Annotated in this window: 13 protein-coding genes; 4 read left to right on the top strand and 9 right to left on the bottom strand. The window is 35.8% G+C overall.

Going from position 1 to position 13,883, the window contains the following annotated elements:
- Positions 1-25: 25 nt before the first annotated feature.
- Complete coding sequence (locus tag ACNQF6_RS00485) at positions 26-412, top strand: c-type cytochrome (protein WP_113664640.1); 387 nt, start codon at positions 26-28, stop codon at positions 410-412.
- Positions 413-466: 54 nt separating this feature from the next.
- Here the strand turns inward: ACNQF6_RS00485 and ACNQF6_RS00480 are convergent, their stop codons facing one another.
- On the bottom strand, positions 467-655 hold the full coding sequence (locus tag ACNQF6_RS00480) for a hypothetical protein (protein WP_417962243.1): 189 nt from the start codon (positions 653-655) through the stop codon (positions 467-469).
- Here ACNQF6_RS00480 and ACNQF6_RS00475 point away from each other — a divergent pair.
- From ACNQF6_RS00475 to ACNQF6_RS00465, 3 genes are all read left to right on the top strand, one after another.
- Positions 643-1,113, top strand: a complete 471-nt coding sequence (locus tag ACNQF6_RS00475) for a methylated-DNA--[protein]-cysteine S-methyltransferase (RefSeq protein WP_282715569.1) — start codon at positions 643-645, stop codon at positions 1,111-1,113. The two genes, ACNQF6_RS00480 and ACNQF6_RS00475, sit on opposite strands and share 13 nt — an antisense overlap.
- A gap of 138 nt (positions 1,114-1,251) precedes the next feature.
- Positions 1,252-1,965 (top strand): 3'-5' exonuclease, encoded by a 714-nt coding sequence (locus ACNQF6_RS00470; RefSeq protein WP_417962240.1) that lies wholly within the window; start codon positions 1,252-1,254, stop codon positions 1,963-1,965.
- Positions 1,966-2,090: 125 nt separating this feature from the next.
- Positions 2,091-3,530, top strand: a complete 1,440-nt coding sequence (locus ACNQF6_RS00465) for a nucleoside recognition domain-containing protein (protein ID WP_417962238.1) — start codon at positions 2,091-2,093, stop codon at positions 3,528-3,530.
- A gap of 75 nt (positions 3,531-3,605) precedes the next feature.
- Here ACNQF6_RS00465 and ACNQF6_RS00460 read toward each other — a convergent pair whose 3' ends face one another.
- The 8 genes from ACNQF6_RS00460 to ACNQF6_RS00425 form a co-directional block, all read right to left on the bottom strand.
- Positions 3,606-5,648, bottom strand: a complete 2,043-nt coding sequence (locus ACNQF6_RS00460; protein WP_417962236.1) for a M4 family metallopeptidase — start codon at positions 5,646-5,648, stop codon at positions 3,606-3,608.
- A gap of 221 nt (positions 5,649-5,869) precedes the next feature.
- Complete coding sequence (locus ACNQF6_RS00455; RefSeq protein WP_417962234.1) at positions 5,870-6,529, bottom strand: CoA transferase subunit B; 660 nt, start codon at positions 6,527-6,529, stop codon at positions 5,870-5,872.
- Between the two features lie 2 nt (positions 6,530-6,531).
- Positions 6,532-7,233, bottom strand: coding sequence for a CoA transferase subunit A (locus ACNQF6_RS00450; protein WP_417962232.1), 702 nt, complete (start codon positions 7,231-7,233; stop codon positions 6,532-6,534).
- Between the two features lie 190 nt (positions 7,234-7,423).
- Positions 7,424-9,733 (bottom strand): penicillin-binding protein 1A, encoded by a 2,310-nt coding sequence (locus ACNQF6_RS00445; protein WP_417962230.1) that lies wholly within the window; start codon positions 9,731-9,733, stop codon positions 7,424-7,426.
- A gap of 9 nt (positions 9,734-9,742) precedes the next feature.
- On the bottom strand, positions 9,743-10,222 hold the full coding sequence (locus ACNQF6_RS00440; protein ID WP_417962228.1) for a gliding motility lipoprotein GldH: 480 nt from the start codon (positions 10,220-10,222) through the stop codon (positions 9,743-9,745).
- Positions 10,206-11,471, bottom strand: a complete 1,266-nt coding sequence (locus tag ACNQF6_RS00435; protein ID WP_417962226.1) for a PSP1 domain-containing protein — start codon at positions 11,469-11,471, stop codon at positions 10,206-10,208. Before ACNQF6_RS00435 ends, ACNQF6_RS00440 begins: the two co-directional genes overlap by 17 nt.
- Positions 11,472-11,657: 186 nt before the next feature.
- Complete coding sequence (gene trhO / locus ACNQF6_RS00430; RefSeq protein ID WP_417962224.1) at positions 11,658-13,025, bottom strand: oxygen-dependent tRNA uridine(34) hydroxylase TrhO; 1,368 nt, start codon at positions 13,023-13,025, stop codon at positions 11,658-11,660.
- A gap of 356 nt (positions 13,026-13,381) precedes the next feature.
- Positions 13,382-13,861 (bottom strand): hypothetical protein, encoded by a 480-nt coding sequence (locus ACNQF6_RS00425; protein WP_417962222.1) that lies wholly within the window; start codon positions 13,859-13,861, stop codon positions 13,382-13,384.
- Between the last annotated feature and the right edge of the window lie 22 nt (positions 13,862-13,883).

Below are 13,883 nucleotides of genomic sequence, written 5' to 3'. Positions count from 1 at the left end.
GATACTTACAATTAAAGAAATTAACATGAGAAAGACGTTGTTTTTATTTGCCGTTTTAGCCTTTGCTTCTTGTAAAAAAGAAGAAGTCAAAAAAGAACCTTTATACCCAACCACTACCGAAGAAGTTGCGCAAACTCCAGAGGAATTAGGAGAAGAAATTTTCAAAGGAAAAGGAAATTGTGTTGCCTGTCATCAAGTAGACAAGAAAGTGATAGGACCAAGTCTGCAGGATATTGCTAAGATTTATAAAGATAAAAACGCAAGCATCGTAACGTTTTTAAAAGGTGAAGGTGAGCCTATTGTTGACCCAAGCCAATATGAAGTTATGAAAACAAACTTCGCCGTTACAAAAGCCATGTCTGATGACGAATTGAAAGCCTTAGAAGCTTACGTATATTCAAATTTGAAATAATTCATACTGAACTTGCTTCAGTATCCGGAGCTAATCCCGCTCTACGCTGTGTCTTTATGTTTTTAAAAGAAAAACATAAGGGATTTCTCCCGAAACTTCGGGACTAAAATACAAGAACCATTCGTCTTTGCGAATGGTTTTTTTTATGTCTAAAACTGTTTGAGCATATTTATTTCTGAACTTTCTTGCTTCTTTTGAAACAATGTGGTTAATTTTTTTATCTTTAAAATATGGAAACAGCATACATCAAAACGCCTTTAGGAATCGCTACAATCATTGGTGATGAAAATGGAATATCTGTAATTTCAGTTTCGGAAGAAGGAGAAATTTCAACTACAATTCATGCTGTTGTGCAAGAAGCCGTTACGCAACTCAATGATTATTTTGAGGGGAAACGAACCGATTTTGACTTTGCACTGAATCCAAAAGGTACTGAATTCCAACAAAAAGTTTGGAAAGGATTACTGGAAATTCCATTTGGGAAAACCTGCAGCTATATGGATTTATCTAAAAAACTAGGTGATGTTAAAGCCATTCGAGCCGTTGCTTCTGCTAATGGGAAAAACCCGCTTTGGATTGTCGTTCCGTGTCACAGGGTCATTGGAACAGATGGTTCCTTAACAGGATATGCGGGTGGTTTATGGCGCAAAAAATGGTTGTTGGAACATGAGAATCCAACCACACAACAAAGTCTTTTTTAAAAATAGACTTCTTAGATTTCTTTGATTGTTAGAAATTTAGATTGTCTCAGATTCAAAAAAATCGATCAAGTTTACTAATTTAGGTTTTTGTATTTAATCTAAAATCGAAGAAGTCAAAAAATCTAACAAATCTAGCTGATGATAGAAAAAATAAACCTCAATAATATTCTGTTTCTAGATATAGAAACCGTTCCGGAAGCCGAAGATTTCAATGCATTAGATGCTGAAATGAAAGACCTTTGGGAACACAAAACCCAATACCAGCGCAAAGACGAATACACGCCGGAGGATTTTTATGATCGTGCGGGAATTTGGGCCGAGTTTGGGAAAATCGTTTGTATTTCCGTTGGTTATTTTACCATCAAAGGCGATATTCGGAATTTTAGAGTGACTTCTTTCTTTGGAGAAGAAAAGAAAATATTGTTGGATTTCAATAATCTCCTGAACAATCATTTCAATCAGCCGCAACATGTTTTGTGTGGTCATAATGCCAAAGAATTTGATATTCCGTTCCTCACCCGACGCATGATTATCAACCAAATCGCTATTCCGAACAAACTGAATTTATTTGGGAAAAAACCATGGGAAATCCCACATTTAGATACATTGGAATTGTGGAAATTTGGGGATTACAAGCATTTTACCTCTTTAAAGTTAATGTGTAAAGTCCTTGGAATCCCTTCTCCAAAAGGTGATATTGATGGTAGTCAAGTAGGACATGTTTTTTATGTGGATAAAGACATTGACCGCATTGTTACTTATTGTGAAAAAGATACGATTGCGGTAGCACAGATTTTCCTCCGATTACGTAGAGAAGAATTGTTAATTGAGGAGGAGATTATTCATGTGTAAGTAACTTCAATGGCAATATCAATATCAAAATCCAATGGCAAATCCAATTTTAAAATTCTTTTATTGAAATTGACATTGCAATTGTTATTGATATCGATTTATTACATTTACAAAAATTATAAATTATGGTATTGAGTAGATTTTGGTTGGTCATTTTTATTTCAGCAATTGTATTTGTAGTGTTTAGTTTGTTTTCTGGAGACAGTTATACTATTGACCACGTTTTGAACGGAAAAAAAGATGATCCAATTCTGGTTTCGGAGAAATTCGTAGAGCAACTTCCTGCTTTTATTAAAGACAGCATCAAGAAAGCACCTGAACAAACCATGATTATCAATCGTGATACGCTAAATGCGGATACGACTTATGTCTATAAAAATAAAATCGTAAAAATATATAGCGGTGTTCAAAAATCAGATGGTTTATTGCCAACGTGTAAAAGTACTTTACTAGAATTAATCCTTCCGCTGATGGCTTATTTGGCTTTTTTCTGTGGATTGATGGAGCTTTTAATCATTTCTGGAGCCTCTGGAAAACTAGCTAAAGCATTGAGTCCCGTTTTTGTAAAAGTGTTTCCAAGTATTCCCAAAAACCATCCTTCCATTTCGTATATGACTTTAAATTTCGCTGCAAATTTCTTAGGATTGGATTCTGCTGCAACTCCTTTTGGTCTAAAGGCCATGGAGAGTTTACAAGAGATAAATCCAGAGAAAGACAAAGCAAGTGATGCACAAATTATGTTCATGTGTTTGCACGCATCAGGTCTTACTTTGATCGCTACTTCTATTATAGGATATCGTGCTGCTGCAAATGCGAGTAATCCTGCTGATGTGATGTTGCCTTGTATTATCACTTCTTTTATAGGAACAATTGCGGCTTTTCTGATAGTTGGAATCAAACAAAAAATCAATTTCAAAAGTGCTTCTTTGGTGATTGTATTGATGACATTAATAGCTGCCATTGTAGGTTTGTTGATGTATGTAAATCATTTGGATTTAATTGGAAAAAACTATTTCACCTCTAATCTTTCTGCTTTAATATTAATTGGAATAATTGCCTTTACCTTGATCTTTTCGTTTATTCATGAGAAAAAATTTACTGAAGCATCTACTACCGTTTTTGAAAGTTTTGTAGTGGGAGCTAATAATGGTGTGAAAACCGGAGTGACTATTTTCCCTTATGTTTTGGGAATGTTAGTTGCTATTTCTTTATTCAGAAACAGTGGTTTATTTGAAATTATAAGTAATTGGATCGCTTTCATTTTTTCTAATATGGGAGTAAGTAAAGAAATTACTGATGCTTTACCGGTTGCGTTGCTTCGTCCTTTTAGTTCTGCCGGATCAAGAGGATTTTTGATTGATTCGATGAATACTTTTGGTGCCGATTCCTTAACGGCTAGATTGGCAAGTATTTTTCAATGCAGTGCCGAAAGTACTTTTTATGTGATAGCCGTTTATTTTGGCTCTGTGAACATTAAAAACACACGCTATGCATTAGGAACGATGCTTATAGTAGATGTAATTTGTGTGATTACAGCAATTTTTGTGGCGACTTGGTTTTTTTAAAAAGAAAAATTTAAGATATAAAATAAAAAAGCCTCACATATTGTGAGGCTTTTCTTTTGACATAATCTGGAAAGATTACTTCTTGATGAATGTTTTTACTATGGTTTCTTGACCATTATTCAATTCAAAGAAATAAATCCCTTTGCTCAGTGTACTTACATTAATTTGTCCTCCTGATGTTTTTCCGTTTTGAAGTTCAAATCCAAAAGAATTATAAATTTTATAAGAACCACTTTTGTTTTCTTTGATTGAAATGCTTAAAACGTCAGTTGCTGGATTTGGATACAATACAAAGGCTTCATTCGTAGTTTCGGTACTCGTTACTTTAGCAGCGCTAGTTCTCGCAGTTGATCCTGAATAAGCGGTTCCAACACCTACAGCATAAAATGCGTTTGTAGTCGCTATCACCTCAGGAGAACCTGCTCCATAAAGGTCAGTTGCAGCTTGTATTCCGAATGTTCGTGCATTTGCATAGGTTGAGTTAGCAGACAAATAAACGCTTTCTAAACGATACGTAATTTTAGCCGCTTTATCAATTCCGATACCCGTAACGCTATAGGAACTTCCTTTGTCGTTTGTTCCGGTTTTACCTTCAGTCAGGATATAAAACCAATGGTTTAAAACTCCGCTGTTTGTGTGAACGCCACAATAGTCATTTCTAGAGCTTGGTCTACATTTTGTTTGGCTGATCCAATTTGTTCCGCCATAAGTATCCGGTTGTCCTTCACTTTTAGGATTGCTCATAGAACGTAAAGCTAGATGTCCCGATCTTCTTTCTATGTCTTCTCCTATTAACCAAAGTTGTTTGTTTGGTGCAGCATAATATTCGATACAAGCTCCCCAAATATCAGAGAAAGCTTCATTCATTGCGCCAGATTCTTGTTGGTATGCCAAGTTTGCAGTGTTCGTACAAACGGCATGTCCTATTTCGTGTCCGGCTACATCTATTGAGGTTAAGATGTCAAATCCACCTGTTCCAGAGCCGTCACCATACGTCATTACACTTCCGTTCCAATAAGCATTATTATAATTGCTACTGTAGTGAACATAGCTTTTTATGGCTGCTCCAGCATTATTATAACTGTTTCTTCCGTGAACAGCCGAAAAATAGTCATACGTCTTTTCAGCTCCCCAATGTGCGTCTAACGCTCCATTATCTTTGTTTACATTATTGAATTCAGCTGCCGTCCAGTTATTGTCTACATCTGTAAAATTTACAGCTGCCGTATAGCTGGTTCCTTTTTTCATATTGTAGGTCATAACTCCATTACCACGCGTGGCATCAGCTAATATGTATGATGCTCCGCTCAATGTTGTTTGGATTGATTGGGAACCACTATAGCGTGTGTCAGCATTGGCAATTACAAATGATGTTTCGGCATTTTTTTCAGATTTTTTATTTACGGAATTATGCTTTCCACCATTGCTGAATTCATCTAGATGTTTGATGGTTGCATTGTAAAATAAAGTAGCGCCAGTTATTGCGTCAATATAAATGTCACCGCGACTTACCGGATTTGTGGCATAAATGTCAAATTTGTAGGCTAAACGAATTTGTTCTGTTTTTTTACCTTTGGCATCTTCGTCCACAAGAGGCAATAAGACTAATTCGCCAGTAGGCTTTTGGTACTCATTAATCTTTGCTTCTGCCGGAGATTCCCAAAGATATGTAGCTGCTCCAATTTGTTTTAAAGCGCTGTTTAAAGCTTGTTGTTTTGATAAAACCGGACGCGTGTTTGCGTTTTCTAATGGATAAAACTCACCGCTCATGGATTCTAATTTTCCTGATTTTGAGTGCAAGGTGTATGTAGAGAATTCAACTTTTATCCCTTGGTGAAATAATTGAAATTTTTCATGAGAAAACCCTAATTTGTCAGTTTCTGATTTAGTTTTTGCGAAACTGGAATTGTCTTTTAATTCTAATTGCTCTCTGAATGCCTTTTCAGAATCGGTGTTTTTGTACGTTGACTTTTCGTTAAAAACAATTAGTGAAGGTTTTCCTCTTTCGTCAGTAAATTTTTCTTTTACATTTTTAGTTGCGTCTTGAGCATTTGTTTCTAAAGCAAAAAAAGAAACGGAGGCAAAAAGCGCAATTTTTCCGAGTAATTTTGTTTTCATTTAATAGGGTGTTTTGGTTAGTTTAATAATGAATCAAATTTAACAAAAAAACAATATAATGTTAGTTTTGTGTTAAATTAATTGGTTTTTATTTGTTGTGAAATATAAAACCTGTCAAAATAGATGTTTTATAAGAGGCAAGAAAATGTAAAATTAATGTCAAAAAAAATGCATCCCTTTATAGGATGCATTTTCTATAGTCGATTTTGAACCGAAAATAGTTAGTCGATAATCATCTCCGGAATTTCACCTTCAATAATTAAATCAGCTTCAGTAGAAGCGATGATATGTTCTACAGTTACACCAGGTGCGCGCTCCAATAGTTTGAAACCTTGAGGTGTTATTTCTAAAACAGCCAGTTCAGTAACTACTTTTTTAACACAACCTACACCCGTTAATGGCAAGGTACATTTTTTAAGTATTTTAGATTCTCCAGCTTTGTTTACGTGCATCATGGCTACAATAATATTCTCGGCAGAAGCCACTAAATCCATTGCGCCACCCATTCCTTTGACCATTTTGCCAGGAATCTTCCAGTTGGCAATATCACCGTTTTCGGCAACTTCCATAGCGCCAAGGATTGTTAAGTCAACATGTTGTCCACGAATCATTCCAAAACTAAATGCGGAGTCAAAGAAACTTGCTCCGGGCAAAGTAGTTATGGTTTGTTTTCCTGCGTTGATTAAATCAGCATCTTCATCGCCTTCAAAAGGGAATGGACCCATACCTAGAATTCCGTTTTCACTTTGAAATTCAACGTCAATTCCTTCGGGGATATAATTAGCCACTAATGTTGGAATTCCGATTCCCAGATTCACGTAATAGTTGTGTTTTAATTCTTTTGCAATGCGTTTTGCAATTTGATTTTTATCTAAAGCCATAATTAGAAAATTTTTCTCACGGTTCTTTGTTCAATTCTTTTTTCATATTCCACACCTTGAAAAATTCTATTTACAAGTATTCCTGGAATATGAATTTCGTTTGGATCTAAACTTCCTGCAGGTACTAATTCTTCTACTTCGGCTATGGTGATTTTAGCCGCTCCAGCCATACAAGGATTAAAGTTTCTTGCGGTTCCTTTGAAAATTAAGTTTCCGGCTTCGTCACCTTTCCATGCTTTTACGATGGCATAATCAGCGTTGAAAGCGTGTTCCATAACATGCATTTTCCCATTGAATTCGCGAACTTCTTTGCCTTCAGCTACTTCAGTGCCGTAACCGGCTGGAGTGAAAAAAGCGGGAATTCCTGCTTGTGCTGCACGACAACGCTCTGCTAAAGTTCCTTGAGGAATAAGATCAACTTCGAGTTCTCCAGAAAGCATTTGGCGTTCAAATTCAGCATTTTCACCTACGTAAGAAGAAATCATTTTTTTGATTTGGCGCTTTTGCAAAAGCAATCCAAGACCAAAATCATCAACACCTGCATTGTTTGAAATACATGTTAAATCCGTAGTTTCTTTTTTTACTAATTCGGCGATGGAATTTTCTGGAATACCACATAATCCAAAACCGCCAAGCATAATAGTCATCCCGTTTTCAATTCCTTGAAGGGCGTCCTGAACGTTGTTTACTTTTTTGTTAATCATAAAAATGAGTTGCTATTTGTCGAATTTTATTTAATGAAGAAGTAAGTCTGCTTGTAATACTAAGGGCAACAGAATTTCATTTTGAGAACCGAATCCCTAGCCCAGATAAAAGCGACATCCTTTCTGGTCCTGATTTTTTTCAGGACCAGAAAGATATAGCGGTTAGCTGGATTAGCTCCTAATGAAAATTTTACAATTCAAATTCTTCGGTATCTTGTTCTACAGCCGTCGTGTCTACTACTTTTCTAGGTACATAACAGTCTACTTTTATAGAAAGATTTGCAGGTCTTTCAAAGCCTTCCTTAGAAACTTTAAGAGCTGGATCAGCATAACAAAGTTTCATAAAATAACCCCAAACTGGTAATGCTGCTGTGGCTCCCTGACCGTAAGTGATGCTTTTGAAACGAGCTGAACGGTCTTCACAACCTACCCAAACTCCAGTTACCAGATTAGGAACCATTCCCATGAACCAACCATCAGATTGGTTTTGAGTAGTTCCTGTTTTTCCTGCAATAGGATTTTTAAAAGAATATGGATAACCTGTCCAGCGGTTGTCTCCATTACCGCCACCAGTAGTTCGCAAGCGGTCTCCAGAACCACCTTCGGTTACACCTTCCAGTAATTTGATGACTGCATAAGCGATGTCTTTGTTTAAAACATCATGCGATTCAGGTATTGGTTCGTAGATGATAACGCCACTTTTATCTTCAATTTTAGATATAAATTGAGGTTTCATATAAACGCCTTGATTAGCAAAAGTGCTGTAAGCGGCAACCATGTCTTCAACTGTAATTTCAACTGCTCCTAACGCAATGGAAGGTTGGTTTACAATTTCGGATTTTACGCCTAATTTATGGGTTAAATCGATTACGGCTTCCGGTCCAACTTTATCAATTAATTTTGCGGATACTGTATTTATGGAATTCGCCAAACCTCTTTTCAAGGTAACCATTCCGCGGTATTTGTTGTCTGAATTTCTAGGTTCCCAATCTTCGGTAACATGATGGCGTCCTTTTCTGATTACGAATGGTCCATCAACAATCGAGTCACAAGGAGACATGTTCAATTGCTCGATAGCAGTGGCATAAACAAATGGTTTGAAAGTAGAACCTACTTGTCTGGCGCCTTGTCCTACGTGATCGTATTGGAAATATTTGTAGTTGATACCGCCAACCCAAGCTTTTATATTACCGGTTTGTGGTTCCATTGCCATCAACCCGGATTGTAAAAAGTGTTTGTAATAACGGATAGAATCCAATGGCGTCATGATCGTATCTTTTTCTCCTTTCCAAGAAAAGACAGTCATTTTTGCTTTTTCGCTGAACGATTTTATAATTTCTTCATCGCTTTTATCCATTGATTTCATGACAGCCCAACGGTTAGATGATTTCATTGCCTGATTCAAAATTCGTTGTGTTTCTACTGAAGAAATATTAACAAATGGAGCGTTTTTATTATCCTTAGATTGACTAAAAAACTCTTCTTGAAGGTTTGCCATGTGTGCTGTAACTGCTTCTTCAGCATGCAATTGCATTCTGGAATCAATGGTGGTGTAAATTTTCAGACCGTCTTTGTAGATGTCATAATCAGAACCATCCGGTTTTTTATTTTCTTCAGCCCATTTTTTCATGTAATCACGTAGATATTCTCTGAAATACGTAGCCGTTCCGTCTTTATGTGTTTCTAATTTGAAATTTAATTTGATTGGTAAACTTTGCAATCTTTCTTTCTCTTCTTTTGAAATGATTTTTCCTTTTTCCATTTGCAAAAGCACCACGTTTCTACGGTTTTTTACACCTTGCGGGTTTCTGATAGGATTGTATAAACCCGAATTTTTAAACATTCCAACTAATATTGCCGATTCACTTATGGTTAAATCCTTAGGTTCTTTGGAAAAATAGGTTTTTGCCGCTGAACTTACTCCAACAGAATTATTCCCAAAATCATACACATTACAATACATGGCAATGATTTCATTTTTAGTGTATTGTCTTTCTAATCGAATGGCAATAATCCATTCTTTTATTTTTTGTACAATTCTAAAAGGCAGGAATTTAGATCCTTCACCATGGAATAATTGCTTGGCTAATTGTTGTGTCAAAGTACTTGCTCCACCGCTTGTTCCTAAACTGGAAATCGCTCTTAAAGTTCCTCTTCCGTCAATACCGGAATGCTCATAAAAACGAGCGTCTTCAGTAGCTATTAATGCTTGTACCAAGTTTTTTGGTAAGTCTGAATAGCGTAATTGAGACCTGTTTTTTTCAAAATATTTACCCAAAACTACTCCGTCAGCCGATATGATTTCGGTAGCTAAGTTAGAATCTGGATTTTCTAAATCTTCAAAAGAAGGCATCGAGCCGAAAAGTCCCCAGGAAGCAAATAAGAAAAACAAACCGACAGCACCCATTCCATAAAAGAAGATTTTCCAAAATTTCTTTTTGTAGTAAGTGACGTCCTTATCAATGTTTTTTGTCTGATTGTTATTTTTTTTGATAGCCATAATACTATTTTATTCTTTTTTTTCTATTCTAAAACCTACCTCTGTAATTCCGTCTAAAGCTGTTACGCCAGGAACTTTGCCGTTTTCTCTAACAGCTTGTTTGATATAGACTTTGTATTTTGATTTGAACCGCACATTTTCCTTGTAAAAGAGTTTGCTTTCTTTTATATCCGAAAAACCATCACCTAATAATGTTCCGTCCGGATCTGCCATTTGGTATTCAAGTGTGTCTACTTTTGTAAAACCATTTGGCAATTCCAATGCCACAATTAAAAATAGATTATTGTATTGATAATTGTTATTGGCTCTCAAATTCACAAATAGATTGTATCGTTTTGTGGAGTCTAATTCCGGTAAATTGAACGTTACAATGCTGTCTTTGTGCCACGCACTTCCAACAGATTTATAGTCATCAAAAACTCTTTTTTTATCACATGAAGAAAAGAGAATCACCACTAAAAGAAGTAAAGCGCTATTTTTTATCCACATTTTTAGTAATAATTATAGGTTTTCTTGGTTCCGCAGGCTTTTTGTCATTTGGATTCTGACGGTTATTATTGTTATTGTTTGCGGGCTTGTTGTTATTTGCTACAATTGCATTTTCACCCGCCGGTTTGCGTTTTTTATGCTGTTTTTTCTTTGGTTTTGGTTGATCAAAACGAGTCAAACTTTCTTGACCCATTGCATTATTGAAGTTTTTCTCCGGTTCAGCAACAATCTCGATAGCATAATCTTCTAACGATGAAACTTTGTTTTTTAGTTTGTTTTCGGCAACAATTTCTTTGACTTGTTCAATTTTCAGCACATGCCAATTAGCAAAATTATTGGTGTAGGCAAACCACATCAATCCTTTGAAAATATCTTGTTTCTGGCAAATGGCATCTCCTTTCTCAGTCACCAATTTTGTTTCGAAATCTGGAAAATCTTTCAACGCATCCATGTACGTATCTAACTCATAGTTCAAGCAGCATTTCAATTTTCCGCATTGTCCAGCCAGTTTTTGTGGATTCAAAGACAGTTGTTGGTAACGTGCTGCTGAGGTGTTTACACTTCTAAAATCCGTCAACCAAGTAGAACAACACAATTCTCTTCCGCAAGAACCTATTCCGCCTAAACGAGCTGCTTCCTGACGGAAACCTACTTGTTTCATCTCGATACGAGTACTGAATTCTTTAGCGAAATCTTTAATCAACGCACGAAAGTCAATACGGTCATTTGCCGTGTAATAAAACGTAGCTTTTGATCCGTCCCCTTGAAATTCAATATCCGAAATTTTCATTTCCAGTTTTTGAGCAATCGCCAGTTCACGTGCGCGAACCTTCATTGGCTCTTCACGATCTCTTGCAGTAGACCAAATATCAATGTCTTTTTGGGAGGCTTTTCTATAAATTTTTGGAATTTCATTACCCAAGTAATTCGCTCCTTTTTTCTTCATTTGAATTTTAACCAATTCTCCTGTCAAAGTAACAATTCCTATATCATGACCTGGAGAAGCAACAGTAGCGACTATGTCACCCATGCTTAACGTTAATTTCTCAGTATTGCGGTAAAATTCTTTTCTTCCATTTTTGAAACGTACTTCAACACAGTCAAAAGGTGCGTCGCCATTAGGCAAACTCATATTAGAAAGCCAATCGAAAACCGTTAATTTGTTGCAGCTATCGGTGCCGCAAGTCCCATTATTTTTACAACCCTTAGGTGCGCCACCATCAGAAGTTGAACAACTTGTACATGCCATAATCTTATATGTAGTGTTGCGACGAGCACAACTTAAGTTCTTAAAACGTTTAATGTGTAAAGATAGTATTTTTTAATTTTATGGAACAATGCCTATTTGCGCCAATACATCATAAATTTTTAATAAAAAAACCCATTACAAATCAGATTGTAATGGGTTAATTTCATAGGATTTTGTCCTAAATATTTAATCTAGAATTTTATATAATTTATCAGATAATCGGATTCTAAATGGTAATTTAAACGTGCAAGTGTCTCCAGAAACTGCTTTTTCTTTTGCTGAATCGTTCACTAGCATTTCTTCGATTACTATTTTTTGTTCTCCGGTTGTGGAACCTTTGATTAGAATCGTATCGCCAATTTTGATTTCGTTTTCTTCAATTAAAAATTGACCGATACTTGGTTTTGGAAAAAAATGCGTTCCTTTTCCGATATAGACTTTCTTAAATTTTGGTTCTTTTTTGACGGCAGTCCCGACACTTCGGGATGGTTTCTCTGCAACAAAAACACCATGCGTTTCTTCGTTGTTTTTGAAAGTTAAAACATCTGATTTTCCTTTTTTGAAAATCTTATTTCCATTTTTAATCCCTCTTCGAATTGCTTTTTGCTCTTCTTCCGGCAAGTGAATTACAGTTACACATTCAGCAGAACAGCAACCTTCCATTTTTTCCTTGCAAGAATCACATTGGATAAAAAGTAAATGACAACCTTCATTCACGCAATTAGTATGCACGTCACAAGGTTCGCCACATTGATGGCATTGGGAAACAATATCATCTGTAATTCTTTCGCCCAAGCGGTGATCAAATACGAAGTTTTTCCCAATAAATTTACTTTCTAATCCTTCGGCTTTTACTTGTCGTGTGTATTCAATAATTCCGCCTTCCAGTTGGTATACGTTTTCAAAACCTTTGTGTTTGAAATAAGCACTGGCTTTCTCGCAACGAATTCCTCCGGTGCAATACATCAATAGTTTTTTGTCTTGTTTGTGTTCCGCAAGCTGCTCTTCGATAATGGGTAATGATTCTCGAAAAGTATCAACATCTGGTTTTATAGCTTTGGTAAAATGTCCAATTTCACTTTCGTAATGATTTCGCATATCGACCACAATGGTGTTTGGATCTTCTAAAAGTTCATTGAATGCCGCCGCTTTTAAGTGAATTCCAATATTCGTAACATCAAAAGTTTCATCAACCAAACCATCAGCAACAATTTTATCACGCACTTTTACCGTCAGTTTCAAAAACGAGTGATCGTCTTGTTCTACGGCAATATTCAATCGGATGCCTTTCATGAAATCATAGACTTCAATCGAATCTTTGAACGCATAGAAATTATCGGCAGGCAATGATAATTGGGCGTTGATTCCCTCACTGGCTACATAAATTCTGCCCAGAACTTCAAGTGAGTTCCACGCCAGAAATAATTCGTTACGAAATTGTGTTGGATTTGAGATTTGCGCATAAGCATAGAAAGACAGCGTAAGACGTTGTTTTCCGGCATCATCAATCATGATGGCTCTTTCCTCTGCGCTTAATGTGTTATACAGTTGCATGCTATAAACAGTTTTAAGTTGAGAAATATATTTTTTGCAAAAGTAAATAATTTAACCACAATGTTCACAATGAAGTCGCAAAGTTTATGAATGGTTTAGTTTTTTAGGAGCTATTTCCAGCTTTCCGCTATATCTCTTGTTTTCGCTATCGCTACAACAAGAGGATGCCGCTGCAAACGAAGTTCACTGAACTCCTATAAAAATATAGACCAGTGAAGTAATCTGGGCTAGGGGAGTTGTGGTGAATAGTATTTTAGTTTTCCAAAATGGTAATTATCGCTTCGAGTCGGATGAAAGGATTCGTTCGGGAGCGGGGAAGATAGATAATGTTTTGTCTAAATTTTAATATACGATTTTTAGTACTTAGTATTTAAAAAAGCAACACATTGATTTGTATTCCGTTTTTGAATTACTACAAAACTTTTTATATTTTTCATATTAATTGTATCTGATACAGATTTTTCAATTTCTTTTCCATTTAGTACATATCGTAACTTTTTAAAATCTGGTTTTAGTTCGTGTGCTTCCATGAAAACGATTACTCCATTTAATTTACTTTCGACATCGAAAATCTCTTCAATCACATCTGAATTTTTTGGAATAATGACTAGACCTTTTCTATTTAGATTAGATAATACAGGATGATTTAATTTCATTTTGGAATATATTTTGACTGATTCTTTTGAGATGATTACTATTGGACTGGCTCCAAGTAACGAATCCTTCATGGCTTCTTCTGCATAATTCTTAAGACTAATTTTTTGATATGTATCTTTAACTATTGATTTACAAGATGCTAGTGAGAGCAAAAATATGAATGTGAAAAAATGTTTCATAAGTATTAAATGTATAAATTTC

Source organism: Flavobacterium pasteuri (assembly GCF_048286615.1).
Taxonomy (GTDB): Bacteria; Bacteroidota; Bacteroidia; order Flavobacteriales; family Flavobacteriaceae; genus Flavobacterium.
This window is presented reverse-complemented; position numbering and strand designations above follow the sequence as displayed.